This window comes from Rhodococcus sp. W8901, from assembly GCF_013348805.1.
GTDB lineage: Bacteria > Actinomycetota > Actinomycetes > Mycobacteriales > Mycobacteriaceae > Prescottella.
This window is the reverse complement of the sequence record NZ_CP054690.1, coordinates 2,830,001-2,856,125: the sequence shown is the minus strand read 5'-3', so window position 1 is coordinate 2,856,125 and position 26,125 is coordinate 2,830,001. Positions and strand designations below refer to the sequence as shown.

The window sequence follows — 26,125 nt, the reverse complement described above, 5'->3', positions numbered from 1 at the left end:
TCCTCATTCGTCGGGGTCCAGTGGGATCTCGGCGCGCACGGTCCAGCCGCCGTCGGGTCGGCGTCCGGCCTCGAGGGTGCCACCGAGCACCGCGACGCGTTCGCGCATGCCCACCAGCCCGTTGCCGGAGCCGACGATCCGCTTGCGGGCCGCGGCGCTGCCGTACCGGGAACTGCCGTTGTCGACGACCTCCACGAGGACGTCGCAGTCGCGGCGCGCGACGTGCACCCACGCCTTCGGGTTCGCTCCCGAGTGCCGGAGCACGTTCGTCAGGGACTCCTGCACCAGTCGGTGCACGCCCAGGCTGACCGACGGGCTGACGTCGTCGATGGCGCCGGACTGCACCAGTTCGACGGCGAGCCCGGCCTCACGCATCGTCTCCACCACCCGGGCGAGGCCGGCGGTGCCATGCTGCGGCATCTCGTCGGGGGTCGCGGGCGAGCGCAGCAACGCGACGGTGCGGCGCAGTTCGGACAGCGCCTGCCTGCCGGTGCCCGCGATGTTCGACAGCGCCCGCTCCGCCTTCTCCGGGTCCCGGTGCAGCGCGTACGACGCACCGTCCGCCTGCACGATCATCACGCTCACCGCGTGCGCGACGACGTCGTGCAACTCGCGGGCGATGCGGGTGCGTTCGGCGTAGACGGCGTCCTCGGCGCGCCGGTCCCGGTCGAACTCCGCGATCGTCAGGCGCGCGGCGACCTCCTCGTCGTAGGCGCGGCGGGCGCCGAGGAACTCGGCGAGGATCCAGGACAGCGTGTACGCGAGCGCCGAGAAGATCCCGATCAGGAGCGCGTCCTGGTCCAGCAACAGGATCGACACCGTGGTGTCGACCACCAGACCGACTGCGTAGTAGGCGGCCGCCCGCCGGCCCACGTAGGCGACGAGCGTGTACAGCGAGATCGCGAGGGCGAACACGCCCGGGTGCGAGTTCTCGCCGGCGTTGAGATCGTCGGTGGCGTAGAGCGTGATCGTGCACACGATCGACATGACAAGCACGACGGTCGCGGCCGCACGAGGATGCCGGCGCCGGCACACGAGCGGCAGACACAGCCCCGCACCGGTGATCACGTACAGCACCGGCGCCGTCCGGCCGAACGCAGACGCGATCTCGAGGGCGAACAGCAACCCGGCGAGCATCGAGTCCGCCACCATGGGCCGTTCACGCAGCCACAGACTGAACCTCCGCATGGCGAGCAGCGTAGGAGGTCGGCGCCTGCCGGGACGAACACCGGCTCGCCATCGACCGTTCCTGACATACTCATCGCAGCGACAAACACGAGAGGCAGAGACCATGGCGCATGGTCGAGCAGCCGTCTTCATCGTGTTCGACGACGTGAAGATGCTCGACGTGGCGGGGCCGGCTCAGGTGTTCGCCGAGGCCGACATGTGCGCGCCGGACAGTTCGGAACAGTGGAATCCGTCAAAGTGATCCGCGACTCTGGAGGCAACCAATGCCTGAAGTCATTGCAGGTATCGCCATTCCCGACACCGACCTGGTTCGAGAGGCCACTTCGCTGGTCCGGGACGTGGCCGATGACACGATCTTCAACCACTCACGTCGAGTGTTCCTCTGGGGAGCGTTGAAGTCGGCCGCGCGCGGGCGCGAAGTCGATCTCGAGCTCGCCTACGTGGGTGGCCTCTTTCACGATCTGGGCCTGACATCGGCCTATGCCACCAAGCATCGACGCTTCGAGCTCGACGGCGCCGAGGCTGCCCGAACGTTCCTGCTCGAGCACGGCCGGTCCGAGCAGGATTCCCGCAATGTCTGGTTGGCGATCGCGCTGCACACCACTCCGGAGGTGCCGCTGCACCTCGCGCCGGAGGTCGCGGTGGTGACCCTGGGTGTGGAGACCGACGTCCTCGGCCTCGATCTCGGCGAGATCACCGAGCAGCAGCGCACCGAAGTCGTGGCGGCGCATCCGCGCCCGGATTTCAAGAACCGGATCCTGCAGGCGTTCTACCACGGCATGGCCGATCGTCCCGACACCACGTTCGGGACCATGAACGACGACGTCCTGGCGCATTTCGACCCCTCGTTCCAGCGGAAGGACTTCGTCGAGATCATCCAGAACAATGCCTGGCCGGAGTGATCGAACGCGACGCTTGCCACGAGGGTGTGGCCCGGGGGCCGACTAGGCTGGGCCGGTGATCGTCACCCACGGCGCCGTCCCGCGCGCAGTCGCGTCCGACCATCCGGTCGACCCAGAGTTCACGAACCTGCCTTTGCATGCGCTGGCGGACGCCGCGCTGGCCGTCGCCCGTGCCGCGGGCGCCGAGCACGCCGATCTGCGGGTGCACCGTCTCGTCACGCAGTCGCTGCGGTTGCGCGACGGCAAGGTCCAGTCCGTCGACGACGGCGTGGAGACGGGTTTCGCGGTCCGCGTCGTGGTCGACGGGACGTGGGGGTTCGCCTCGCACGCCGAACTGACCCCGGCCACCGCCGCGGCGACCGCGATCGAGGCGGTCCAGGTGGCGCGAACGCTGCGGTCGCTCAACCGGGAACGCGTCGAACTTGCCCCGGAGCCGGTGCATTCGGACGCGACGTGGGTCTCGGACTACCGGACCGATCCGTTCGGCGTCGCCACCGCGGACAAGGTCGCGCTGCTCGCCGACTACTCGCACCGGCTGCTCGCGGCTCCCGGCGTGGACCACGTGACCGCGAACTGCCTGCAGGTCAAGGAGCAGACGTTCTACGCCGACCTCGCCGGGTCGACCATCACGCAGCAGCGGGTGCGCCTGCATCCCGAACTCGAGGCCACCGCGGTGGACGCCGACGCCGGGACCTTCGAGACGATGCGCACCCTCGCACCACCGGTCGCCCGCGGCTGGGAATACCTCGGCGGCGACGCCGGCTGGGAGTGGGACACCGAACTCGCCGAGATCCCGACGCTGCTCGCGGCGAAGATCGCCGCACCCAGCGTGCGCGCAGGCGCCACGGATCTGGTGATCGACCCCACCAACCTGTGGCTGACGATCCACGAATCCATCGGGCACGCGACCGAATACGACCGGGCCATCGGCTACGAGGCGGCGTATGCGGGCACGTCGTTCGCCACCCCGGATCTGCTCGGCACGTTGCGCTATGGGACCCCGATCATGCACGTGACGGCCGACCGCACCGAGACCCACGGTCTGGCGAGCGTCGGCTTCGACGACGACGCGGTCGCCGCGCAGCGCTGGGATCTGGTGCGCGACGGCACGCTCGTCGGCTACCAGCTCGACCGGGTGTTCGCGCCGCGGCTCGGCCTGGAGCGCTCCAACGGCTGCTCGTACGCGGATTCGGCCCACCACGTGCCGATCCAGCGGATGGCGAACGTGTCGCTCCAGCCCGATCCGGACACCGACACCGGCACCGCCGACCTCATCGCGCGGGTCGAGGACGGCATCTACGTCGTCGGGGACAAGAGCTGGTCGATCGACATGCAGCGCTACAACTTCCAGTTCACCGGCCAGCGTTTCTTCCGGATCCGCAACGGCGAGTTGGACGGTCAGCTCCGCGACGTCGCCTACCAGGCCACCACCACCGACTTCTGGGGATCGATGGAGGCGGTCGGCGGGCCCTCGACGTGGCGGCTGGGCGGCGCCTTCAACTGCGGCAAGGCGCAGCCCGGCCAGGTCGCGGCCGTGAGCCACGGCTGCCCGTCCGCGCTGTTCCGCGGCGTCAACGTGCTCAACACCCGGACGGAGGGCGGACAGTGATGACGAGCGGAGGCTCCGCGGTGATCGCGGCGCAGGAACTCGTCGAGCGCGCGCTCGCGCTCTCGACCGTCGACGAGGCGATGGTGCTGGTCACCGACGCGGGCGAGGCGTCGCTGCGCTGGGCCGGCAATTCGATGACCACGAACGGGGTCTCGACGTCCCGGTCCTGGACGGCGATCGCGATCGTCCGGGACGGCACGTCCGCCCGGGTGGGTGCGGTGACGTCGTCCACCGTCGATGCCGGGTCGGTCGCCGAGGTCGTGCGGGCCGCGGAGGCGGCCGCCCGCGCCGCGCAGCCCGCCGAGGACGCGATGGATCTCCTGACGGCGGACGGCCCTCCCGGCCCGGGCTGGGCCGAGGGGCCCGCGACCACCGGGGTCGGGGTGTTCGAGGGCCTGGTCCCCGGGCTCGCGGACGGCTTCGACGGCGCCGACCGGCTGTACGGGTTCGCGCACCACCAGGTGCACACCACGTGGCTGGGAACCTCGACCGGGATCCGGCGCCGCTTCATGCAGCCGACCGGGTCGATCGAGATCAACGGCAAGCGCCGCGACGCCAGCGCGTGGGTGGGCACCTCGAGCCTCGACTTCACGGACGTGTCGATCCCCCGACTGCTCGCCGACCTCGGCACCCGACTGGACTGGTCGGCCCGCACGGTCGCCCTGCCGGCGGGACGGTACGAGACGGTGCTGCCGCCGTCGGCGGTGTCGGACCTGATGATTCCGCTGATGTGGGCGATGGAGGGGCGCGGCGCGCAGGAGGGCCACACCGCGCTGTCCCGGCGCGGCGGCACCCGCGTCGGCGAGCGTCTCACCGACATCCCGCTGACCCTGTTCTCCGATCCGCACGCCGACCGGCTCGGGTACGCCCCGTTCGTCGCGGCCACCTCGTCGAGCGACACCCTGTCGGTGTTCGACAACGGCATGGACGCCGCGCGCGTGGACTGGATCCGCGACGGCGTGATCAACGCACTCGCGTACCCGCGCGCGGCGGCCGCCGAGTTCGGCGCGCCCGTTGCCGTGCCGGGCGACAATCTACTGCTCACCGGCGGCGGGGACGCGTCCCTCGACGACATGGTCGCGCGCACCGAACGCGGGCTGTTGCTGACGACGCTGTGGTACATCCGCGAGGTCGATCCGGCCACGGCGCTGGTCACCGGGCTGACACGGGACGGGGTGTACCTGGTCGAGGACGGCGCGGTCACCGCGTCGGTCAACAACTTCCGCTTCAACGAGAGCCCGCTGGACCTGCTGCGCCGGACCACCGAGGTGGGCGCCGCCGAGGCGACCCTGCCCCGCGAGTGGAAGGACTGGTTCACCCGAACCGCCATGCCGCCCATGCGCATTCCGGACTTCCACATGTCCTCCGTCAGCCAGGCACAGTGAGGGTCCCGATGACCACGATCTCGAACGACGACCGCTGCCCGTGCCTGTCCGGCGAGCAGTACGGACAGTGCTGCGGCCGCTTCCACCGCGGCGACGCCGAGGCACCGACCGCCGAGCAGTTGATGCGGTCGCGCTATGCGGCGTTCGCCGTCGGCGACGAGGCGTACCTGCTGCGGACCTGGCACCCGAGCACCCGGCCGAAGCGGTTGGATCTCGACCCCGAGCAGGTGTGGCGCCGACTGGACGTGCTGAGCACCGGCGGGGGCGGCCTGCTGGACACCACCGGCACCGTCGAATTCGTCGCGTACTACGTCGACCACGGCGAACGCGGCTCGATGCGCGAACACAGCACGTTCGTCCGCGAGGACGGAAGATGGCTGTACGTGGACGCCGTGTAACTGGCAGCCCCGCAGATCCCTCGCGAGAAAAGGACCCGCAGATGCGATTCGGACTCTTCGTGCCCCAGGGCTGGCGACTGGACCTGGTCGGGATCGACCCGGCCGATCAGTGGCGGGTGATGCGCGACCTCGCGCTGCGCGCCGACGACGGGCCGTGGGAGTCGATCTGGGTCTACGACCACTTCCACACCGTCCCCGAACCCACCGAGGAGGCGACGCACGAGGCGTGGTCGCTGATGGCGGCGTTCGCCGCGGTCACCGACCGGGTACGCCTGGGGCAGATGTGCACCGCGATGAGCTACCGCAACCCCGCCTATCTCGCGAAGGTCGCCGCGACCACCGACCTCATCTCCGGCGGACGCGTCGAGATGGGCATCGGCGGCGGCTGGTACGAGGACGAGTGGCGGGCCTACGGCTACGGATTCCCGTCCGCCGGTGAGCGGCTGGGGCGACTCGACGAGGGCGTGCAGATCTTCCGGCAGGCGTGGACCACGGGCACCGCGACGCTGGACGGCAAGCACTACCAGGTCGACGGCGCGATCGTCCGGCCGCTACCGCTGCAGGACAGCGGCATCCCGCTGTGGATCGCCGGCGGCGGCGAGAAGGTGACATTGAAGATCGCGGCGAAGTACGCGCAGTACACCAACTTCGACGGCACCCCCGAGGTGTTCGCGCACAAGTCCGAGGTCCTGCGCCGGCATTGTGCGGAGGTGGGCACCGATTTCGACGCCATCACCCGGTCCGCGAACTACAACGTCGCGATCGGCCGCACCGAGGCCGAGGTGCAGGATCGGCTCGAGGCGCTCCGGGCCCGTCTGGCGCCGATCGTCGGCGCCGAGAAGGCGGACGCGTCGCTGAACGCATTCCGCGGCATGCCCGCCGTCGGCACCCCGGAGCAGATCGTGGAGAACCTGACCGCGCTGAAGAAGCAGGGCCTGGAGTACGCGATCTTCTACGTGCCCGAGGCGGCATACGACACGTCCGGTCTCGAGTTGCTCGAGCAGGAGGTCCTGCCGCACCTGGTGTGAGCGAGTAACGTCCACAGCAGAAGGGTCTGCTGTGGACTGGTTGGACGCGGACGGCTACTGGCTGTCGCGGCTGTTCTTCAAGGAGGGGCTGGCCGCGATCTACCTGGCTGCGTTCCTGGTGGCGGCCAATCAGTTCAAACCGCTCATCGGCGACCACGGCTTGCTGCCGGCCAGGCGTTTCGTCGACGCGACGCGCTGGCAACGGTCACCGAGCATCTTCCACGTGCACTACTCGGACCGCTTCTTCGCGGCCGTCGCATGGTCGGGCGCGGGGCTGTCCGGGCTCGCACTGCTCGGGTTGATCGACCGGCTCCCGCTGCCGGTGTCGATGCTGGGGTGGCTGCTGCTGTGGGGGCTGTATCTGTCGATCGTCAACGTCGGGCAACTCTGGTACAGCTTCGGGTGGGAGTCGCTGCTGCTCGAGGTGGGACTGCTCGCGGTGTTCGTCGGGAACTGGGATACCGCCCCGCCGGTGTTGACGTTGCTGCTGCTGCGCTGGCTGCTGTTCCGGCTCGAGTTCGGCGCCGGCCTGATCAAGATCCGTGGCGACCGGTGTTGGCGGGATCTGACGTGCCTGTACTACCACCACGAGACGCAGCCGATGCCCGGCCCGCTGAGCTGGTACTTCCACCACCTGCCCCGGCGCCTGCACAAGGTCGAGGTCGCCGGCAACCACTTCACGCAGCTGATCGTGCCGTTCTTCCTGTTCGCCCCGCAGCCGGTCGCCGGTGGCGCCGCCGGGATCATGGTCGTGACCCAGTTGTGGTTGGTGGCGAGCGGCAACTTCTCGTGGCTCAACTGGCTCGCGATCGTGCTGGGGCTGTCGGTGCTGCCCGACGGTTTCTGGCAGTTCGTCCTGCCGGTGACGGTGCCGGGCGGCGTCGGGGCGGTGCCGGTGTGGTTCGCGGTACCGGTCCTCGCGGTGACGGTGGCCGTCGTCGCCCTGAGCTACCGCCCTGTGCGGAACATGTTCTCCAGCCACCAGATGATGAACGCATCGTTCGATCCGTGGCACCTGGTGAACACCTACGGCGCGTTCGGCCACGTCACGAAGACCCGGCACGAGATCGTCATCGAGGGCACCGCGGACGAGGACGTGACCGCCGACAGCGAGTGGCGCGCATACGAGTTCAAGGGCAAACCGGGCGACCTGGGGCGGCGGCCGCGCCAATTCGCTCCGTATCACCTGCGGCTGGACTGGCTCATGTGGTTCGCCGCGATCTCCCCCGGCTACGCGACGCCGTGGTTCGGCGGGTTGGTGGGCCGGCTGCTCGCGGGCGACAGCTCGATCCTGAAACTGCTGCACCACAATCCGTTCCCGGATGCCCCGCCCGCGTTCGTGCGGGCCCGGATGTTCCGCTACCGGTTCACCACCCGCGAGGAGCGCCGCATCACCGGCGACTGGTGGTCCCGGTCCTTCGAGGCCGAGTTCCTGCCGCCGGTGGCGCTGCGGCACGCGGGGTGACGGACCAGCGACCGGACGGCCCCAACAGCACTGCCGGACCGTCGGAATCGTCCTACCCACGCTAATGACAGTTAGCGCCATCATGTATCGAGCAGTTCCGGGTGGGCGTCGCCTGTCGACATCGCGTGCGGCCGGGCGCGCCGGACCCGCAAGAAGAGCCTGCACACCCGCGTTGAATTCTTCCCGGGACATGGCGTCATTTCGTCACTGTGACGGGGTGGGGTGATCCCGGCCGCTGGGCATCCGGAAATGTCGGAACCGCTCGGTACGCTCATCCCGTCGGGGACGAGAGGAGCACGGATGTGAGCGAGCAGGGCGACATCGCCACGTCCGTACCCGCACTGCCCGCCGTTCCGGAACGTCCGACGCCCCGGTCGGCGCCGGGGATGGAACCTGCCGTCCCGGCACTGTCTGCCTCGGCGGAGGCTCGGATCGTCGCGGCACTCGAGCAGCGGCACGCGCCGTCGACGGTCCGGAACTACCGGGGCGACTGGGACAAGTTCCGCGCCTGGTGTGCCGAGCGCGGCCACGTGCCGATGCCGGCGCACCCGCACACCGTCGCCGACTATCTCACCGAGCACGCCGAGCGGCGCACCGGGACCGGGGACCGCGTCTACGCGACGAACACGCTCACCCGATGGGTGGCGTCGATCAACTACTGGCACCGCGCCTGCTCGCGACCCGCCCCCGGCGGCACGCAGATCGTCAAGGACACGTTGGCGGGAATCCGCCGTACCTACGCCGCGGCCGGGGAGCGCCCAACCAAGCGTGTCGCGCCCCTCCTCGGAGACGAGATCAGCTACATCCTCACCACCCTGCGTGAGAACGCCGACACGTGGCAGGACCGGCTGCGCGAACGCCGCGACTCGGCGGTCATTCTGCTCGGATTCCTGGGGGCGTTCCGCCGCTCCGAGTTGTCGGGTCTCCAGCTGCGGGACATCACCCTGCACCCGCAGGACGGCCTGCACATCCTGGTGCGCAGATCGAAGACCGACCAGGTCGGTGACGGCATGGTCAAGGCCACGCCGTTCGCCGTCGGGCACCGCTCCTGCCCACCGTGCGTGTACCGGCGCTGGCTCGATGTCCTCCTCGCCCACCATCGGGGCGGCCGCGACGCTACCGCCCAGCTACTCGACGCCCCCGGCAGATTCGCCACGCACATCTGCCATGTCCCCTACCCGGATCTCGATCCCGACGTCGCGACCTCCCCGGTGTTCCGGCCGCTGCGCGTGAACGGGAACATCGGCGAGGCCGCACTGACCGGGCAGGGCATTCACGGGGTGATCCGCCGCGCTGCCACCGACGCCGGTCTGACTCCCGCCAAGATCGCGAAACTGGGCGGGCACTCCCTGCGCGCCGGGTTCGTCACCCAGGCGTTCCGCAACGGCGCCCAAGCCCACGAAGTCATGCGGCAGACCGGACACAAGAACCCCGCCACCCTGGAAATCTATGCCCGCGAACATAATCCGCTGACCGGGAACGCCGTCGCCGGGTTCGAGCTCTGATGTGTCGGTACGGCAGACGCTGTCCCCGACCCGGCGTCGACGATGCTCCCGCCTGGCGCAACTACAGCGTTGTCGATCCGAAAATCATGCCGAGCGGCACGAGGATCGCGGCGGCCGCGAGCGCCAGCGGATTCCCGGCGAGCATGCCGTCGCGGAGCCAATTACCGACCTGAGCTGCAATGTCGTTCGAACCCATCGTGTGCCTTTCCTCGGACTCTTCGCTGAATACTTGTCTTCTGGTTCATCTCCCGGAAGCGCTACTGCGTTACCGCCACCCCCACCGTCCCACTACGTCCGCGTCGAATCAGACTGCCCTTGACGCCGATCCAGCCGAGGATCCCGTACTTGCGGGCGATCGCGGCGCGGGCCCGGTCGGTGCCGACGTCGTCGAGGATCGTCGCGGTGGCATCGATCTGCGGACCCTTGGGGTTGCCGCGGGCGTCGCACACCCCGATCGTGACGCGCGGGGAGCGGCGGATCCGCTTGACCTTCCACGACTCGGTGACCGTCCACATGAGCAGCCGCCCGTCGTCCATCGCCGCCCACAGCGGCGTCGGAACCGGAGTTCCGTCCTTCCGGAACGTGGTCAGCAGAACGTATTTCGCGGCGCCGATCTCGTCGAGCGTGGTCGTCATGGGCCCAGAGTACGCAGCAGCACTGCCGCAGGATGAATGTCGCGTGAACATGTGTCCGGTATCGGCGGTTCCTGTTGAACGGGCGTCCATTGTCGGGTTTGCTGTGCCTCGTGACCGAACTCGATCCGATGAACCGCCGCCGCTTCCTCGCCGCCGCCGGCGCGACCGGGGCCGGTGCGGCCGCCATGGTCGCGATGGCACCCACCGCCTCCGCGGTCGGCCCCGTCACGGACACCGCCAAGTTCCCGTTTCCCACCGGAAACAGTGTGCGGGTGCTCGTCACCGGTGACGCCGGCACCGGTACCCAGGCACAGTGGGCCGTCACCGATGCGATCCGCACCGTGCACGCGGCGGAGCCGTTCGGGATGGCACTCGGGCTCGGCGACAACATCTACGAGTCCGGACCCAACGGCGACCGCGACGTCCAGTTCGCGACCAAGTTCGAGGATCCGAACCACGGCCTCGACTTCCCGTGGGTGATGGCCCTGGGCAATCACGACAACAGCGCCGTGTTCCCCGGGGACGGCGGCTGGCTGCTGCGGGGCGACGACGAGGTGGCCTACCACCGGTCCTCCCGCAAGTGGTGGATGCCCAGCCGCTACTACTCCGTCCGGGTGCCGGAGCAGAACCCGATCGTCGAGTTCTTCGTCCTCGACCTCAATCCCGTCGCCGCGTACCTGCCCCCGCTGTTCGTGCCGTACTGGGCGGCGGACGGGCAGTTCATGAACGAGCAGCGCGCGTGGCTGGACGCGGCGATCGCGTCCTCCCCCGCCAAGTGGAAGATCGCCTGCACCCACCACCCGTATCTGAGCAACGGATCGCACGGCGACGCCGGTGAGTACGACGGGATCCCGCTCGAACCGATGAACGGCGCGCACGCGAAGCGGTTCTACGAGGACCACGTGGTGGGGCGGTGCCAGTTCATCCTCGCCGGGCACGATCACTCGCTGCAGGTCCTCGATCCCACCGCCGAGTCCAAGGGCACTCGTCAGATCGTCTCCGGTGCGGCCGGGAAGAACAGCCACGGCAAGTCCACCAGTCCGGACCGGGCGAACCTGTACCAGAACTTCGACGACGTCGGCTTCATGGTCATGGACCTGTCCGCGGAGTCGGTGCGGCTGCGGGCCTACACCGTCGACATCCCCACCGCCGAACCGAAACTCGCGTTCGACCGCCGACTATAGGCGCGTTACCCCCCCGGAGTTCGAAGGCGTTGCGCAGCGGCTATTCGCAGAGCGTGACGACCTCTACTGACGGCGCAGCCGGAGCCTGCTGTAGGTGACGACTGCGAGCACACAACTGATGAGGACCAGCATGGCGATGCTGAGCAGCCACCACGATCCGGAGTGCTGCCACAGCGTGTCCGGCTCGGTGCCGGTGGCATTCGTGACCAGGTCCACCGTCGAGGCGGCGGCCGCGAACCCCCAGCGTGACGGAAACAGCCACGCGACCTGTTCGAGCACGGCGCGTCCGGTGATCGTGATCAATCCTCCGCACATCACCAGCTGCGCCATGATCGTGACCACCAGCATCGGCAGCACCTGCTCGTTCGAGCGCGCCACCGACGACAACGCCAGTCCGACCACGACGCAGGAGCAGGTGGTGGCGGCGATGTCCACGATCAGTTCGACGGAGCCCGAGGGGAGCACACTGCCGTGGCCCGGGAAACCCTTGCCCACGAAGACGATCAGCACCATGACCACCGACTGCACGATGCCGGCGGCGCAGAACACGACGATCTTCGCCGTCAGATACGCGGACGGCAGCAGCCCGGCGGCACGTTCGCGCTGATAGACCATGCGCTCTCCGACCAAGTCGCGGATGGTCAGTGAACAGCCCATGAAGGCGGCGCCGAGAATCAGCACCACCAGGATCTGGGTGAGTTCGCCGGATACGTCGGCACCAGACGGCCCGAACCCGGTGTCGCCTGGCACGAGCAGGGCCAAGCCGCCGAGCACGAATGGCAGCAGCGACAGGAAGATCAGGTAGCCCCGGTCGGCGCGGATCAGCCGAACCTGGCGGCGGGCGACGGTGCTCAACTGTTTGCGCCTCGAGGTGTGCGCGGGAGAGCCGAGCGGCCCGGGTGGGGTTGGTGGTGGCGCCTCCACCACCGGGCAGGTGGCGCGGTACTCGGCAAACACCCCGTCCGGGTCGGATGCGACGCGGGCGAAGATGTCGGCCCAGTCGGTACTGCCGAGCGCGCTCCCGACTCGATCGGGCGGTCCCACATATGCGGTCTTGCCACCGGGAGCGAGGAGGAGGACCTGGTCGCACATTTCGAGGTAGGACAGCGAATGCGTGACGATGACGACGACGCGGCCCGAATCGGCGAGGCCGCGCAGCGTCGCCATGATCTGTCGGTCGAGCGCAGGGTCGAGACCCGAGGTCGGTTCGTCGAGGATGAGCAGCGAAGGGCCCGTGAGCAACTCCAGCGCGACCGATGCGCGTTTGCGTTGCCCGCCGGAGAGGCGATCGACGCGGGTGTCGGCGTGCTCGGTCAGTTGCAGTTCGTCGAGTACCCCAGCGATCACCGCTTCACGGTCGGCCCGGGTGGTGTCCGGCGGCAGTCTCAGCTCGGCGGCGTACCCGAGGGCCCTCCGGATGGTCAGCTGCCGATGAACGACGTCGTCCTGAGGGACCATCCCGATGCGGGAGCGCAGTACCGAATAGTCGGTGTGCACGCTGCGTCCTTCGAATTCGACGACGCCTTCCGTGGGGCCTGCCGAGCCGGAGATGATCTTGGCGACCGTGGTCTTTCCCGCGCCGGAGGGCCCGATCACCGCGGTGAGACTGCCGGGTCCCGCCGTGAAGGTGACGTCCTCCAGCAGTCGCCGCCCACCTTCGATGGTTAGTCCGACGCCGTCCACACGTAGACCGCCGGCGGTCGAGGCTGCCGCCTGCCGTGGAGCGAGACGGCCTTCCTGCACGCTGAAGTCGGTGTTGCCGATGGTGACGACGTTGCCGTCGGTCAGCCGTGCGCGCGACACCCGGGCACCGCCGACGAACGTTCCGTTGACGCTCCCCGAATCTTCGATTTCGAGGCCGGACGGCCCATTGTGGACTATCGCGTGACGGCGTGAGGCCAGCACATCCCGGACGACGATGTCGTTGTCGGGGGCCCGTCCGATCGTGAGGGCTCCCGCGGGGACTGTCTCGCGCGGTGCCGGAGGCGGGGTGATCGAGGCCCCTACGTCGATCGTCGACTCGTCCCATCGACTGCCCACGTCCCGTCGCGTCGCGTCGGGATCTTCGATCGAGATCCGCACGGTGGGTCCCTCGACCGCGTCACCCAGGCGGACGAGGACGGTGTCCGTGACTGGGACCTCTTCTCGGCGCTTGCCGTCGACGTAGATCCCGTTCTTGCTGCCGGAGTCGACGAGCTGCCATCCCCCGTCCCACCTGAGCCGCGCATGCTCGCGCGACACCACAGGATCGACGATCGTGATCTCCAAATGCGGGTCCCGGCCGATGCGTACCGCTTTGCCCGCGCCGTATGTTGTGCGGCCGTGTTCGGTCTCGACCACGACGCGCGGGTACTCGCTTCCCGTCCAGTCGTCCATCGCCACGGCCTCCGGTCAGCATCAGGCGTAGAGCGTCGACTTCTCCATGGTGGCACGCACCCGGGATCCGACGACAGAACGGTCAGTCTCGTATCCTCGCGGCCAGGACGTCATGATGAGTTTCGTCGACGCGGCGAGTCTGTCTTTTCGTAACACCACCCTCGAGAGCGGAGCATCACGTGAGTCAATTGCTACGGGTCCAGAACTTCACCATCTCGAGCGACGGCGTCGCCTGCGGCGAGAACCAGACCTTCGAGAGTCCGTTCGGCCTCGACCCCGGCGAGATGCTCTCGTGGGCGGGCGCGACGGCGAGCTGGGCCATGCGCACCGATTCGGGCGGCAGCCGCGGCCTCGACGACTACTTCATCCGCGACTTCTCCCACAACATCGGCGCCGAGATCATGGGTCGCAACAAGTTCGGTCCGCAGCGCGGCCCGTGGGAGAACCTGGACTGGGACGGCTGGTGGGGTGAGGAACCGCCGTTCCACACGCCGGTGTTCGTCGCGACCCACCACCCGCGGCCGTCGATCGCGCGCGGCGAGACCACGTTCCACTTCGTCGACGGCGACCCCGCCACGATCCTCGAGCAGGCCAAGGAGGCGGCGCAGGGCAAGGACGTCCGACTCGGCGGTGGCATCACCACCATCCGGGAGTTCCTCGACGCCGACCTGGTCGACACCATGCACGTGGCCGTCTCCCCGATCACGTTCGGGACCGGACTGCGGCTGTGGGAAACCCCGGACGAACTGCTCGACCGATTCCACCTGGAAACGGTGCCCAGCCCGAGCGGCGTGACACACCACCTGTTCTGGCGAAAGTAGCCCGACGGGCCTGCTCCGATACCGGAGCAGGCCCACGGTCCAGGGATGACCTGTTACAGCCCGTAGTTCTCGACGTCGTATCGGTTCGGGCGCGCGAATCTCAGGGTTTCGATCTTCGTTCGTTCGTCCCGGTAGAAGACGATCACCAGAAGCGGTTCCGCGTAGTAGATCTGGACGGGGTCGCCCTGATCCTCGTCACGAGAATTCCCCAACAGGGCGTCGACCTCTTCCTTGCTCATGGCATGGGAGAGACCGAGCGGGAGGATGCCGCCGAAACCTTGGTGGACGTCGACGGACCGAAACGTGAGCCAGCCGTCCCCGACCGGTCCGGAAACATGGTCCTCCCGATAGGACTCGGTCAGGTCGAACTCCAGCGAAACCAGCTTGTCCGAGCTTCGCACCCGGGTCGTGGGATCGACTCGGGGCAGCCTGTTCATGCCGTGTTCACGCAGGAAGGCCCGGAATTCGGTGCTGCCGGAGGTGTGCCCCAGGAGTGCAACCAGATCGGTGACGTTCACACGCTCATCCTGCCCGGTCGAACGACTACCCCTCCAGTTCGCCCTCGGTCTCGAGATACACCTGGCGCAGCCCGTCGAGCACCTCGGGGGACGGCTCCTCCCACATCTTCCGTTCGACGGCCTCGAGCAGCCGCTCGGAGATGCCGTGCAGCGCCCACGGGTTCGACTCGGACATGAACTTGCGGTTCTGCTCGTCGAGCACGTACGTCTCGGCGAGCTTCTCGTACATCCAGTCCGCGACGACGTTCGTGGTCGCGTCGTAGCCGAACAGGTAGTCGACGGTCGCGGCCATCTCGAAGGCGCCCTTGTAGCCGTGGCGGCGCATCGCCTCGAGCCAGCGCGGGTTCACCACGCGGGCACGGAAGACGCGGGCAGTCTCCTCCGACAGCGTCCGGGTACGCACGGCGTCGGGGCGGGTGCTGTCGCCGATGTACGCCTCCGGGGACTTACCGGTGAGCGCGCGGACCGTGGCGACCATGCCGCCGTGGTACTGGAAGTAGTCGTCGGAGTCGGCGATGTCGTGCTCGCGGGTGTCGGTGTTCTTGGCCGCCACCGCGATCCGCTTGTAGGCGCTGCGCATGTCGTCCGACGCCGGAATGCCGTCGAGTCCGCGGCCGTACGCGTAGCCGCCCCACGTGGTGTACACCTGCGCCAGGTCGGCGTCGTTCCGCCAGTTCTTCGAGTCGATGAGCTGCAGCAGGCCCGCGCCGTACGTGCCGGGCTTGGAGCCGAAGATGCGGGTGGTGGCGCGGCGGTCGTCGCCGTGCTCGGCCAGATCCGCTCGGGCGTGGGCACGCACGTAGTTGTCCTCGTCGGACTCGTCCAGGCCGGCGACCAGGCGGACGGCGTCGTCGAGCAGCGCCAGTACGTGCGGGAACGCGTCGCGGAAGAAGCCGCTGATCCGGACGGTTACGTCGATCCGGGGGCGACCGAGCTCGGCCAGGTCGATCACCTCGAGGTTGGTGACACGGCGGGACGCCTCGTCCCACACCGGGCGCACACCGAGCAGTGCGAACACCTCGGCGATGTCGTCGCCGGAGGTGCGCATCGCAGACGTGCCCCACACCGACAGGCCCACCGACGTCGGCCACTCGCCGTGGTCGGCGCGGTAGCGCTGCGCCAGCGACTCGGCCATCGCCTGACCGGTCTCCCACGCCAGCCGCGACGGCACCGCCTTGGGGTCGACCGAGTAGAAGTTGCGGCCGGTGGGCAGCACGTTGATCAGCCCGCGGAGCGGCGACCCGGACGGGCCGGCGGCGATGAAGCCGCCGTCCAGGGCGTGCAGCACCTGCGCGATCTCGTTGTTCGTCTGCCGCAGCCGCGGCACCACCTCGGTCGCGGCGAAGCGCAGGATCTGCCGGACCGTGTCGTCGTCGGTCAGGGTGTCGGCGGCGGCGGGATCCCAGTTCGCCTCCGCCATCGCGGCGACCAGGGCGTGTGCCCGCGCCTCGACCTCGTCGACGCGGCCGCGGTCCTCGTCGCCGGCTTCGCTCAGGCCCAACGCCTCCCGCAGACCCGGGACGGTCTGCTCGCCGCCCCACATCTGCCGGGCCCGCAGCATCGCGAGCACCAGCTCCACCTCGGCGTCGCCCTCCGGCGCGCGGCCGAGAATGTGCAGGCCGTCGCGGATCTGGACGTCCTTGATCTCGCACAGCCAGCCGTCGACGTGCATGAGCATGTCGTCGAACACGTCCTCGTCGGGACGCTCGGTCAGGCCCAGGTCGTGGTCCATCTTCGCCGCGCGCATCAGCGTCCAAATCTGCTGGCGGATCGCGGGCAGCTTCGCCGGGTCCAGCGCCGAGATGTTGGAGTGTTCGTCGAGGAGCTGCTCGAGGCGGGAGATGTCGCCGTAGGACTCGGCGCGCGCCATCGGCGGGATCAGGTGATCGACCAGGGTGGCGTGCGCGCGGCGCTTGGCCTGCGTGCCCTCGCCCGGATCGTTCACCAGGAACGGGTAGATCAGCGGCAGGTCGCCGAGCGCGGCGTCAGTGCCGCACGACGCCGACATACCGAGCGTCTTGCCGGGCAGCCACTCCAGGTTGCCGTGCTTGCCGAGGTGCACGACGGCGTCCGCTCCAAACCCTCCAGCAGCCACCTCCGCTGAAATCCAGCGGTAGGCCGCCAGGTAGTGGTGGCTCGGCGGCAGGTCCGGGTCGTGGTAGATCGCGACCGGGTTCTCCCCGAAACCGCGGGGTGGCTGCACCATCAGCACGACGTTGCCGGCGCGGATCGCGGCGATGACGATCTCGCCCTCCGGATCGGACGAGCGGTCCACGTACAGCTCGCCGGGCGCGGCACCCCAGTGCTCCTCGACGCCGTCGCGGAAGTCCTGCGGCAGCGTCGCGAACCATTCGCGGTAGCGGGCGGCGGAGATGCGGATCGGGTTGCCCTCGAGCTGCTCGGCGGTGAGCCAGTCCGGGTCCTGACCGCCGGCCGCGATGAGCGCGTGGATGAGCGCATCGCCGTCCTGCGCGGCGAGACCGGGCAGGGCGTCGTCGCCGTCGGCAGGCCCCACGTCGTATCCGGCAGCACGCATCTCGGTGAGCAGGTCGATCGTGCTGGCCGGGGTGTCGAGTCCGACGGCGTTGCCGATGCGCGCGTGCTTGGTCGGGTACGCCGAGAGCATCAGCGCGATCTTCTTGTCCGCGTTCGGAATCCGGCGCAGCCGGGTGTGCCGGACTGCGATACAGGCGACCCGCGCGGCGCGCTCGGCATCGGGCACGTACGCGGTGAGGCCGTCGGCGTCGATCTCCTTGAACGAGAACGGCACCGTGATCAGTCGGCCGTCGAACTCCGGAACCGCGACCTGGGTCGCGACGTCGAGCGGGGACATCCCGTCGTCGTTGGCCTCCCACGCCTCGCGGCTGCTGGTCAGGCACAGGCCCTGCAGGATCGGCACATCCAGCGCGGCGAGTTCGGCGACGTCCCACGCCTCGTCGTCGCCGCCGGCCTGCGCATTCGCGGGCTTGGTGCCGCCGGCCGCGAGGACGGTGACCACCATCGCGTCGGCGCGGCGCAGGGTGTCGAGCAGATCGGCGGGTGCGGTGCGTAGCGACGCACAGAAGATCGGCAGCGGGTTCGCCCCGGCGTCCTCGATCGCGCGGCACAGTGCCTCGACGTACGCGGTGTTCCCGGCGAGGTGCTGGGCGCGGTAGTAGAGCACCGCGACGGTGGGACCGTCTACCGAGCGGGCCTCGCGCTCGAGTACGCCCCAGTTCGGCAGATGCACCGCCGGCTCGAAACCGTAACCGGTGAGCAGCACCGTGTCGGACAGGAAGTTGTGCAGCTGACGCAGGTTGTCGGCGCCGCCCTCCGCGAGATACGTGTGCGCCTCGGCCGCGATGCCGGCGGGCACCGTCGAGCACTCCATGAGCTCCGCGTCGGGGGCCTGCTCGCCGCCGAGGACGACGGTCGGCAGACCGGACGCGAGGACCGCGTCGATGCCGTCCTCCCACGCGCGCCGGCCACCGAGGATGCGCACCACCACGAGGTCCACGCCGTCCAGCAGCGCGGGCAGGTCCTCCGAGACGAGCAGACGCGCCGGATTGGCCCAGCGGTAGTCGGCGCCGCTCGCGCGGGCGCTGAGCAGGTCGGTATCGGAGGTCGACAGCAGCAGGATCACTGTGCAGCCTTTCTGGGGTTTCGCGCCCCACGGCAGGGTTCCGGCGAGACGAGGTCTCGGGAAGCGGTTCGGGCGGCGGGAGAGGGTCTGGCTTTCACAGTGGCGCGACCGCACCGGAATCTCACCGGTTTCCTCTCGTGCCGCGGTCGCGCATGATGCTACCGGTCGAGTGTTTGCCGGCGGCCCCCCGCACGTGACTAGCCTGGATGCGTGCCATCCCCTCGCTCCGGCCCGGACAGATGCCCGGGTGCCCTCCAGGTCCACGAAGCCGCCGACGGTCCCCTCGCCCGCGTCCGGCTACCCGGCGGCACCATCACATCGGCCCAGCTCCAGACGCTCGCCGAGGCGGCAACCCAGATCGGCAACGGTGAGATCGAGCTGACCTCCCGCGGCAACGTCCAGCTGCGCGCGGTGTCCGACCCGAACGAGTTCGCCCGGCGGATCGCGGACGCGGGCCTGCTGCCGTCCACCACCCACGAGCGGGTCCGCAACATCCTCGCGTCCCCGCTGTCCGGCCGGATCGGCGGCCACGCCGACGTCCGCGATCTCGTCACCGACCTCGACACCCGGTTGTGCGACGACCAGGCACTGGCCGACCTGCCGGGTCGGACGCTGTTCACGATCGACGACGGCCGCGGCGACGTGTCGAGCCTGCGCGGCGACTTCGGTCTCCATGCGCGGCCCGACGGACGGTTCGCGCTGATCCTCGCCGGCGAGGACACCGGCGCCCGGGTGGGCGACGACGCGGTCGGCGTGCTGCTGGCGGCGGCACGAACCTTCGCCGACATCCGCGACTCCGCGTGGCGGCTGAACGAGGTGCCCGGCGGCACCGAGCGCATCCTGGAGCGTCTCGGACTGGGTTACGGCGACCCGGTCGAACTGCCCGCAGCCGTCGAGCGCGGGCCGATCGGCTGGCTCGACCAGCCCGACGGACGCGTCACCCTCGGCGGCGGTCTCGCGTTCGGCACGCTGCCCGCGCGTCTCGCCGAGTTCCTCGCGGCCGTCGAGCGCCCGATCATCGTCACCCCGTGGCGCTCGCTGCTCGTGCCCGACCTCGACGAGTGGGCCGCCGAACAGGTCGTCCGGGTGCTCGCGCCGATGGGCCTGATCTTCGACGAGCACTCGCCGTATCTGCAGGTCAGCGCCTGCGCGGGACAGCCGGGCTGCGCCAAGTCGCACACCGATGTGCGGGCCGACGCGCGCACCGCGATCGAGAACGACGACCTGCCCGCCGACGGGCGTCAGCACTGGTCCGGGTGCGATCGCAAGTGCGGGCGGCCGCGCGGCGAGGTAACAGACGTGGTCTCCGGCCCCGACGGTTACCGGGTGGAAAACGAGTGTTCCTGATGCCTCTATCGTGTGGCGCATGATCGACTACATTCGCGACGGCGCGGAGATCTACCGCCAGTCCTTCGCCACCATCCGGGCCGAAGCCGACCTCGGCAGATTCCCCGCCGACGTCTCGCAGGCCGTCGTCCGGATGATCCACGCGAGCGGTCAGGTCGATCTGGTCGACGACGTCGCCTTCACCCCGAACGTGGTCGCCGACGCCCGCGAGGCCCTGCGCCGCGGCGCCCCGATCCTGTGCGACGCGAAGATGGTCGCGGCCGGAGTCACCCGCAAGCGCCTGCCGCGTGACAACGACGTGCTGTGCATGCTCGACGATCCGCGGGTCCCGGTGCTGGCCAAGGCAATCGACAACACCCGCTCGGCCGCCGCGCTCGAACTGTGGGGACCCAAGCTCGAAGGTGCGGTCGTCGCGATCGGCAACGCCCCGACCGCGCTGTTCCACCTGCTGAACATGATCGAGGCCGGCGCCCCGCGTCCCGCCGCGATCGTCGGTGGACCGGTCGGCTTCATCGGGGCCGCCGAGTCCAAGGAGGCGCTGATCGAGCACCCCGCCGGCCTCGAGTACCTGGTGGTACGCGGGCGTCGCGGCGGCAGCGCGATCACCGCCGCGGCGCTGAATGCGATTGCGAGCGAAATCGAGTGACGGACAGCATGAGCGCGGCAGGCAAGCTGTGGGGCGTCGGCATCGGGCCCGGCGACCCCGAACTGGTGACGGTCAAGGCCGCCCGGGTGATCGGTGAGGCCGACGTCATCGCGTTCCACAGCGCCCGGCACGGCCGCAGCATCTCCCGCGGCGTGGCGGCGCCGTACATGCGGGACGGCCAGATCGAGGAGCACCTCGTCTACCCGGTCACCACCGAGACGATCGACCACCCGGGCGGATACCAGGGTGCGATGGACGAGTTCTACGAACAGGCCGCCGCACGCCTGGCCGGGCACCTCGAGGCGGGACGCACCGTTGCGTTGCTCGCGGCCGGCGACCCGCTGTTCTACAGCTCGTACATGCACATGCACAAGCGTCTGGCCGACCGGTTCGAGGCCGAGGTGATCCCGGGCGTCACCGCGTTCAGCGCCGCGTCCGCCGCCCTGGCCGAGCCGCTCGTCGAGGGCGAGGAGGTGTTCACCGTCCTGCCCGGCACGCTGCCGCAGGAGGAGCTGACCCGACGCCTCCGCGACACCGACGCCGCCGCGATCATGAAGCTCGGCCGCACGTATCCCGCTGTGCGCCAAGCACTGAAGGACTCCGGCCGGATCGACGAGGCCCGCTACGTCGAGCGGGCGAGCACCGACCGTCAGCGCGTCGCCGCCGCCGACGAGGTCGCCGACGCGGACGTCCCCTACTTCTCGATCGCGATCGTCCCGAGCCCGTCGAACAACCGCGCAGAGACCGCACCGGTGCCCGGCGAGGTGGTCGTCGTCGGACTCGGCCCGGGCGACCAGGAGTGGACGACGCCGGAGGTCCGCCGCGAACTCGCCCGCGCCACCGACCTGGTCGGCTACACCACCTACATCAACCGGGTCCCGGTCCGCCCGGGTCAGCGCCGGCACGCGAGCGACAACCGCGTCGAGGCCGAGCGCGCGGCGATGGCCCTGGACATGGCCAAGCGGGGCGGACGCGTCGTCGTCGTGTCGTCCGGCGATCCCGGCGTGTTCGCGATGGCCGCGGCGGTGCTCGAGGTGGCCGCCGAGGAGCAGTGGCGCGACGTGCCCGTCCGGATCCTGCCCGGCATGACCGCCGCCAACGCAGTCGCGAGCCGGGTCGGCGCCCCGCTGGGCCACGACTACGCGATGATCTCGCTGTCGGATCGACTCAAGCCGTGGGACGTGGTCGCCGAGCGGATCTCCGCCGTCGCGGGTGCCGACATGGCGTTCGCGGTCTACAACCCGGCGTCGAAGAGTCGCACGTGGCAGGTCGCGGCGATGCGCGATCTGGTGCTCGAGCACCGCTCCCCCGACACCCCGGTGATCATCGGGCGGGACATCGCCGGGCCGCAGGAGTCGATCAAGATCGTGCGACTCGCCGATCTCGATCCCGCGGCCGTCGACATGCGGTGCCTGTTGATCGTCGGGTCGTCCCAGACGACGGTCGTGGAGAACCCCCACGGCACAACGGTGTTCACGCCGCGGCACTACCCGGGCTGAGCCCACGTCGGGACGGGTACCCACCGTGGTGGGTACCCGTCCCGATCACGCGCCGCGATCCGTTGTGCTGCCCGGCACCGAGCGGGCGGACCGTGAACCGACGGCGGTACTCGCCCGGACTCAGACCGTGATGGCGGACGAAGCTGCGGTGGAGCCCCGCCACGGATCCGAAACCCGCCCTCGCCGCCACCGTCGGCAGCGGAGCGTCGGTGTGAACCAGCTGTTCGACCGCGGCCTGGATGCGCATACGTTCGACCACGGCCCCCGGTGTGCTTCCCGCCTCGTCGCGGAACAGCCGGGCGAGGTGACGTGGGGAGACGTTGACGCGGCGGGCCCAGGTAGGCACTGAACTGCTGCTGGCCGCCGGGGCGGCGCAGATAGACGACCATCCACTGGGCGACGCGCCGGGCGAGATCGTCGCCGTGATCGGCCGCCACGAGGGCCAGCGCGAGGTCGATTCCGGCAGATACTCCCGCTGAGCTCCACACCGGTCCACCGTCAAGCTCTCCGAGCGCTTGTCCACCAACCCGATCGACCTCGAAGAGCTGGTCTGACCACTTGACCACCTGATGTCCGACGCCTAGCGTCTGTGATATGGATCTCACCCCGGTGCGTCGTCGGTCGATCCCCGACGACGTCTTCGAGCAGTTGCTGGACGGTGTCGTCGGCGGCCGGTTGGCGCCCGGGGAGGAACTGCTCAGCGAGCGGCGGATGGCGGAGGCCCTCGGTGTCTCGCGTCCCGCGGTCCGCGAGGCGGTGAGCCGGATCGCCGCGATGGGACTGGTCGACGTCCGGCAGGGCGGGGCCACCGTCGTCACCGATCTGCGCCGACGGGCCGGGCTGGATCTGCTCCCCCGGCTCCTGGTCCGCGGCGGCGAGATCGACCTCGCCGTCGCGCGCAGCATCCTCGAGGCCAGGTTGTGGAACGGCCCCAAGGTCGCGGAGCTGGCGGCCACACGCGCCGGCGACAATCTCGCGACCTCGCTCGGCGCCGTCCTCGACGAGCTCGAGGCCGACGCCGATCCGGTGCGACGTCAGCGGCTGGCGCTGGACTTCTGGGATCTGGTGGTCGACGGCGCGGATTCGATCACCTTCCGGCTGATGTTCAACACACTGCGCATGTCGTACGAACCGATGCTCGACGCCCTCGCGGTGGTGATGGCGGCCGAGGTGAACGAGGTCGACCGTTACCGGGCCATCGTCGACGCGATCCGTCGCCGTGAACCGGACGTGGCCTCCGAGGCCGCGCACGCTCTGCTCGAACCCGCCACCGCGCTGATCGCTGACGCTCTCGGCTTTGCCGGCGACAACTTCGAGGAGAACTCGTGACCACAACCCGCACGAACTCGCCGGCCTTCGGGCGAAACGTCGCCCTCGGGGGCGCTGTCCGTGAGTTCGTCCGCCACCCGAGCCCGTGGATCATCGGCGTCCTGTTCGTCGGTGCGCTGACGGCCCGCCTGATCGTCGGTGCCTGGAGTTGGGCGGACGCCCTCGTACCCGCGGTGATGCTCGCGCTGTTCCCGTTGCTGGAGTGGATCATCCACGTCTTCGTACTGCACTGGCGTCCACGTCGTGTCGTCGGACTCACGGTCGATCCGCTGCTCGCCCGCAAGCATCGGGCGCACCACACCGATCCGCGCGACATCCCGCTGGACTTCATTCCCACGCCGGTGTTCGTGTGGCTGGTGCCGCTGCTGCTCGCGGTCACGGTGTTCGTCGCGCCCCGGATCGAGCTCGGGCTGACGTTCCTCACCGTCATCACGGCACTCGGAATGATCTACGAGTGGACGCACTTCCTCATCCACACCGACTACCGGCCGAAAACAGCGCTGTACAAATCGACATGGCGCCACCACCGCAACCACCACTACCGCAACGAGCACTACTGGTTCACGGTCACCACCTCGGGTACCGCCGACCGCCTGCTCGGCACCGAACCCGATCCCGACTCCGTCGCCAAATCGCCCACCGCGAAGCACCTGCACGGTATCGAATTCAGCGCGCGCTCCTAGCCAAGTGTGAGGTGCGGCGCGGTCAGCGCGCCGCGGCCGCGGTGTCTACGATCAGCCGGTGACGCAACAACGTGTTGAAGCAGTCGGCTGGCGACGCCCCAGTGCGTGGATGGCAATCGGGCTGATCGTGGCCTACCTCGTGTTCTACCTGTTGGTTGGGTGGCTGATCACGCCGATCTTCGCCGGCGAGATCGACACGGACAACGTCCTGAGTTCGGCGCCCAGCATCCTGTTCGCTATGGCCTTGCCGATCGCGGTCGGCGCCATCGCGCTGTTGATCGTCACCGTCCGGCTCGGCCTGCTCGGGAAGATCTTCGGGCCCCAACCCATTCGCGGACGCGGCTGGATGTGGATCGGCCCCGTGCTGGTTGTGGCCGCGATCATCGCGCACCTGACGGGGACGGACTGGCGTTCGTGGACCGGCGGCCAGATCGCGGCAATGTTCGTGTTGGGGGCCTGCGTCGGCATTGCCGAGGAACTGGCCACCCGAGGACTGGTGGTCCAGATCCTGCGGGACGCCCGCCACAGCGAGAAGTTCGTCGCGGCGATCTCGTCGTTGATGTTCGCGCTGATGCACACGGTGAACCTCATCTCCGGGATGGAACTGACCACCGTCGGTGCCACCGTGATCTACACCTTCGCCTTCGGCATGTGCATGTACCTCACGATGCGCGTGACCGGCACCATCTGGGCTGCGATCGTTCTTCACGCCCTCACCGATCCGACGACGTTCCTGTCCTCGGGTGGCGTGGACACCACCGTCGGCACCTCCAACAGCGGCAGTGCGATCGCGGCACTGATCACGATCGTGCTCGTCGTGTTCGGTTTCGTCGCAGTGTTCCTCGTCCGAGGCAAGGTCGAAGCAGCCCAGTCTGCGCCCGCAGCTTGACCTCCCGGCCGGCCGCGTCAATCCCGCGGCCGGCCATTGTTGTGCCACAACATAATTCAAAACGACCTCAGGCGGCCCCCGAACCACCCCAGGACCACACACCCCACCGAGCTCGAGCACCACGCCCACCCCACACGCCGGCCCCCACCCCGGGACATGCCATCACCCCAGTTCAACCCGCATAAAGCCCCCACATCCGAACGGGTGGGAACCGCGCCAGCACTTTCTTCCCGCTGCCCACCAGATCACCGCCAAACGGGTCCTCACCGATAACGGATCCTGCTACCGGTCAAAGGATTTCGCCGTCGCTCTCGGTCCGGTCGTCCACAAGCGCACCAGCCGGTACCGGCCGCAGACCAACGGCAAGGTTGAACGGTTCAACCGCACCCTCGCCGCGGAATGGGCCTACGGCAACGCCTACACCTCCGAAGCGGCTCGCGCAGCGACCTATCAACAGTGGGTGCATCACTATAATCACCGCCGACCCCACACCGGGATCGGCGGCAAGTCGCCCATCGCACAACGTCCCTGGGAACTACACCTAGGTCACATCGGACGCACGCCCGCCTCTGCGATGTCGACGGGTTGATCGGGCACGGGACCCGCATCGCTCGGTGCACCAGCCCTGGTTCCTTCTGCGCGGAACGAAGAACATGCCGCAACTGGGTGCGGGGCAACGGCGGACGGTGAACGTATCGGGCGCGGCTATGAGCTGCAACGTCTCTCTCGCGAGTTCCGCGTCGACCGGGCCCCCGCGTCCGACTTGCCGGAGGAGGCCGGCCTCGTCGAGCTCGAGCACCAACGGCGCATCGGCGGCTAGCCCGTTGATCCGTGCGCGCAGGTGGGGCGGCAACGGCTCCGATTTGTGCGCAGCATCGAGAGCCTCTCGCACGACAGCGCGGAGCTCGACCAGTCGCTCCAGTGGCATTCGGGCCAGTCGATCGTCCGACACCTGCTGCCGCCACCGGGCAGTCAGCGCGGGATCGGTGAAGAAGTCGAGGTCCTCGCCGCGGCTCCCCCCCACGATCACGGTGTTCGCCAGGTCGAGCGCGCGACCTTCCCCGATCCACGGCATCTCATCCACGTCACGAATCAC

Annotated in this window: 24 protein-coding genes and 1 pseudogene; 17 read left to right on the top strand and 8 right to left on the bottom strand. The window is 69.2% G+C overall.

The genetic code is table 11. The annotated features are described in order from the left end of the window. Window positions 1–3: 3 nt before the first annotated feature. Window positions 4–1,188 carry a sensor histidine kinase gene (locus HUN07_RS13530; protein WP_174910240.1) on the bottom strand — a complete coding sequence of 395 codons (1,185 nt, stop codon included), beginning with the start codon at window positions 1,186–1,188 and terminating at the stop codon, window positions 4–6. Between the two features lie 103 nt (window positions 1,189–1,291). On the opposite strand from HUN07_RS13530, the gene HUN07_RS13525 reads away from it, so the two are divergent. The 8 genes from HUN07_RS13525 (at window position 1,292) to HUN07_RS13490 (ending at window position 9,480) form a co-directional block, all read left to right on the top strand. Then, window positions 1,292–1,429 carry a hypothetical protein gene (locus HUN07_RS13525; protein WP_174910239.1) on the top strand — a complete coding sequence of 46 codons (138 nt, stop codon included), beginning with the start codon at window positions 1,292–1,294 and terminating at the stop codon, window positions 1,427–1,429. Between the two features lie 22 nt (window positions 1,430–1,451). After that, window positions 1,452–2,090 carry an HD domain-containing protein gene (locus tag HUN07_RS13520; RefSeq protein WP_174910237.1) on the top strand — a complete coding sequence of 213 codons (639 nt, stop codon included), beginning with the start codon at window positions 1,452–1,454 and terminating at the stop codon, window positions 2,088–2,090. 55 nt (window positions 2,091–2,145) lie between these two features. Further along, window positions 2,146–3,699: a TldD/PmbA family protein gene (locus HUN07_RS13515; protein WP_174910235.1), complete on the top strand. Its 1,554-nt coding sequence runs from the start codon at window positions 2,146–2,148 to the stop codon at window positions 3,697–3,699. A gap of 20 nt (window positions 3,700–3,719) precedes the next feature. Beyond that, window positions 3,720–5,084 (top strand): metallopeptidase TldD-related protein, encoded by a 1,365-nt coding sequence (locus HUN07_RS13510; RefSeq protein WP_174914701.1) that lies wholly within the window; start codon window positions 3,720–3,722, stop codon window positions 5,082–5,084. An 8-nt stretch (window positions 5,085–5,092) separates the two neighbouring features. Further along, entirely contained in the window at window positions 5,093–5,482 is a 390-nt protein-coding gene (locus tag HUN07_RS13505; protein WP_174910234.1) for a YchJ family protein, read from the top strand. Between the two features lie 41 nt (window positions 5,483–5,523). Then, entirely contained in the window at window positions 5,524–6,510 is a 987-nt protein-coding gene (locus tag HUN07_RS13500) for an LLM class F420-dependent oxidoreductase (RefSeq protein ID WP_174910232.1), read from the top strand. Window positions 6,511–6,541: 31 nt separating this feature from the next. After that, window positions 6,542–7,975 (top strand): lipase maturation factor family protein, encoded by a 1,434-nt coding sequence (locus HUN07_RS13495; protein WP_174910230.1) that lies wholly within the window; start codon window positions 6,542–6,544, stop codon window positions 7,973–7,975. Window positions 7,976–8,361: 386 nt separating this feature from the next. Beyond that, window positions 8,362–9,480, top strand: coding sequence for a site-specific integrase (locus HUN07_RS13490; RefSeq protein WP_174914699.1), 1,119 nt, complete (start codon window positions 8,362–8,364; stop codon window positions 9,478–9,480). A gap of 61 nt (window positions 9,481–9,541) precedes the next feature. Here HUN07_RS13490 and HUN07_RS27275 read toward each other — a convergent pair whose 3' ends face one another. Together HUN07_RS27275 and HUN07_RS13485 are read right to left on the bottom strand one after the other, a co-directional pair. Further along, the gene (locus HUN07_RS27275) at window positions 9,542–9,676 is read right to left on the bottom strand and encodes a hypothetical protein (protein ID WP_258557936.1); all 135 of its coding nucleotides are present in this window, start codon (window positions 9,674–9,676) and stop codon (window positions 9,542–9,544) included. A gap of 61 nt (window positions 9,677–9,737) precedes the next feature. Next, a complete protein-coding gene (locus tag HUN07_RS13485) occupies window positions 9,738–10,115 on the bottom strand; it encodes a PPOX class F420-dependent oxidoreductase (RefSeq protein WP_174910228.1) in 378 nt (125 codons plus the stop codon). Window positions 10,116–10,225: 110 nt separating this feature from the next. Here HUN07_RS13485 and HUN07_RS13480 point away from each other — a divergent pair, with 110 nt between their 5' ends. Beyond that, the gene (locus HUN07_RS13480) at window positions 10,226–11,299 is read left to right on the top strand and encodes a metallophosphoesterase (RefSeq protein ID WP_174910226.1); all 1,074 of its coding nucleotides are present in this window, start codon (window positions 10,226–10,228) and stop codon (window positions 11,297–11,299) included. A gap of 63 nt (window positions 11,300–11,362) precedes the next feature. On the opposite strand, the gene HUN07_RS13475 is transcribed toward HUN07_RS13480, so the two are convergent. Beyond that, window positions 11,363–13,675: an FHA domain-containing protein gene (locus HUN07_RS13475; RefSeq protein ID WP_174910224.1), complete on the bottom strand. Its 2,313-nt coding sequence runs from the start codon at window positions 13,673–13,675 to the stop codon at window positions 11,363–11,365. Window positions 13,676–13,854: 179 nt separating this feature from the next. Here HUN07_RS13475 and HUN07_RS13470 point away from each other — a divergent pair, with 179 nt between their 5' ends. Further along, the gene (locus tag HUN07_RS13470) at window positions 13,855–14,496 is read left to right on the top strand and encodes a dihydrofolate reductase family protein (RefSeq protein WP_174910222.1); all 642 of its coding nucleotides are present in this window, start codon (window positions 13,855–13,857) and stop codon (window positions 14,494–14,496) included. A 53-nt stretch (window positions 14,497–14,549) separates the two neighbouring features. Here the strand turns inward: HUN07_RS13470 and HUN07_RS13465 are convergent, their stop codons facing one another. Together HUN07_RS13465 and cobN are read right to left on the bottom strand one after the other, a co-directional pair. Next, complete coding sequence (locus HUN07_RS13465; RefSeq protein ID WP_174910221.1) at window positions 14,550–15,014, bottom strand: hypothetical protein; 465 nt, start codon at window positions 15,012–15,014, stop codon at window positions 14,550–14,552. Between the two features lie 25 nt (window positions 15,015–15,039). Next, window positions 15,040–18,636, bottom strand: a complete 3,597-nt coding sequence (gene cobN / locus HUN07_RS13460) for a cobaltochelatase subunit CobN (protein ID WP_174910219.1) — start codon at window positions 18,634–18,636, stop codon at window positions 15,040–15,042. A gap of 210 nt (window positions 18,637–18,846) precedes the next feature. Here cobN and cobG point away from each other — a divergent pair, with 210 nt between their 5' ends. From cobG to cobJ, 3 genes are read left to right on the top strand one after another with little or no spacing between them, the layout of a single operon-like run. After that, window positions 18,847–19,983 carry a precorrin-3B synthase gene (gene cobG, locus HUN07_RS13455; RefSeq protein ID WP_174910217.1) on the top strand — a complete coding sequence of 379 codons (1,137 nt, stop codon included), beginning with the start codon at window positions 18,847–18,849 and terminating at the stop codon, window positions 19,981–19,983. Window positions 19,984–20,002: 19 nt separating this feature from the next. Beyond that, complete coding sequence (locus HUN07_RS13450) at window positions 20,003–20,629, top strand: precorrin-8X methylmutase (protein ID WP_114722337.1); 627 nt, start codon at window positions 20,003–20,005, stop codon at window positions 20,627–20,629. 8 nt (window positions 20,630–20,637) lie between these two features. Beyond that, window positions 20,638–22,128, top strand: a complete 1,491-nt coding sequence (gene cobJ, locus HUN07_RS13445; RefSeq protein WP_174914697.1) for a precorrin-3B C(17)-methyltransferase — start codon at window positions 20,638–20,640, stop codon at window positions 22,126–22,128. On the opposite strand, the gene HUN07_RS13440 is transcribed toward cobJ, so the two are convergent. Continuing rightward, complete coding sequence (locus tag HUN07_RS13440; protein WP_174910215.1) at window positions 22,103–22,474, bottom strand: helix-turn-helix domain-containing protein; 372 nt, start codon at window positions 22,472–22,474, stop codon at window positions 22,103–22,105. The two genes, cobJ and HUN07_RS13440, sit on opposite strands and share 26 nt — an antisense overlap. 248 nt (window positions 22,475–22,722) lie before the next feature. On the opposite strand from HUN07_RS13440, the gene HUN07_RS13435 reads away from it, so the two are divergent. The 4 genes and pseudogenes from HUN07_RS13435 to HUN07_RS13420 all read left to right on the top strand — a co-directional run. After that, window positions 22,723–23,457, top strand: coding sequence for a FadR/GntR family transcriptional regulator (locus HUN07_RS13435; RefSeq protein WP_174910213.1), 735 nt, complete (start codon window positions 22,723–22,725; stop codon window positions 23,455–23,457). Beyond that, on the top strand, window positions 23,454–24,140 hold the full coding sequence (locus HUN07_RS13430) for a sterol desaturase family protein (RefSeq protein WP_174910211.1): 687 nt from the start codon (window positions 23,454–23,456) through the stop codon (window positions 24,138–24,140). The genes HUN07_RS13435 and HUN07_RS13430 overlap by 4 nt, the downstream gene beginning before the upstream one ends. A 58-nt stretch (window positions 24,141–24,198) precedes the next feature. Beyond that, the gene (locus HUN07_RS13425) at window positions 24,199–25,029 is read left to right on the top strand and encodes a CPBP family intramembrane glutamic endopeptidase (protein WP_254622928.1); all 831 of its coding nucleotides are present in this window, start codon (window positions 24,199–24,201) and stop codon (window positions 25,027–25,029) included. Between the two features lie 238 nt (window positions 25,030–25,267). Continuing rightward, window positions 25,268–25,618: pseudogene (locus tag HUN07_RS13420) on the top strand (integrase core domain-containing protein); the annotation flags it as partial. On the opposite strand, the gene HUN07_RS13415 reads toward HUN07_RS13420, so the two are convergent. Further along, window positions 25,571–26,125, bottom strand: coding sequence for an ABATE domain-containing protein (locus HUN07_RS13415; protein WP_217487201.1), 555 nt, complete (start codon window positions 26,123–26,125; stop codon window positions 25,571–25,573). The pseudogene HUN07_RS13420 and the gene HUN07_RS13415 overlap by 48 nt on opposite strands.

Bases quoted from the DNA above. Each gene is read 5' to 3' on its own strand.
- HUN07_RS13530 (WP_174910240.1), bottom strand. From the start codon at position 1,188: ATGCGGAGGTTCAGTCTGTGGCTGCGTGAACGGCCCATGGTGGCGGAC.
- HUN07_RS13525 (WP_174910239.1), top strand. From the start codon at position 1,292: ATGGCGCATGGTCGAGCAGCCGTCTTCATCGTGTTCGACGACGTGAAG.
- HUN07_RS13520 (WP_174910237.1), top strand. From the start codon at position 1,452: ATGCCTGAAGTCATTGCAGGTATCGCCATTCCCGACACCGACCTGGTT.
- HUN07_RS13505 (WP_174910234.1), top strand. From the start codon at position 5,093: ATGACCACGATCTCGAACGACGACCGCTGCCCGTGCCTGTCCGGCGAG.
- HUN07_RS13500 (WP_174910232.1), top strand. From the start codon at position 5,524: ATGCGATTCGGACTCTTCGTGCCCCAGGGCTGGCGACTGGACCTGGTC.
- HUN07_RS13490 (WP_174914699.1), top strand. From the start codon at position 8,362: ATGGAACCTGCCGTCCCGGCACTGTCTGCCTCGGCGGAGGCTCGGATC.
- HUN07_RS27275 (WP_258557936.1), bottom strand. From the start codon at position 9,676: ATGGGTTCGAACGACATTGCAGCTCAGGTCGGTAATTGGCTCCGCGAC.
- HUN07_RS13485 (WP_174910228.1), bottom strand. From the start codon at position 10,115: ATGACGACCACGCTCGACGAGATCGGCGCCGCGAAATACGTTCTGCTG.
- HUN07_RS13475 (WP_174910224.1), bottom strand. From the start codon at position 13,675: ATGGACGACTGGACGGGAAGCGAGTACCCGCGCGTCGTGGTCGAGACC.
- HUN07_RS13450 (WP_114722337.1), top strand. From the start codon at position 20,003: ATGATCGACTACATTCGCGACGGCGCGGAGATCTACCGCCAGTCCTTC.
- cobJ (WP_174914697.1), top strand. From the start codon at position 20,638: ATGAGCGCGGCAGGCAAGCTGTGGGGCGTCGGCATCGGGCCCGGCGAC.
- HUN07_RS13435 (WP_174910213.1), top strand. From the start codon at position 22,723: ATGGATCTCACCCCGGTGCGTCGTCGGTCGATCCCCGACGACGTCTTC.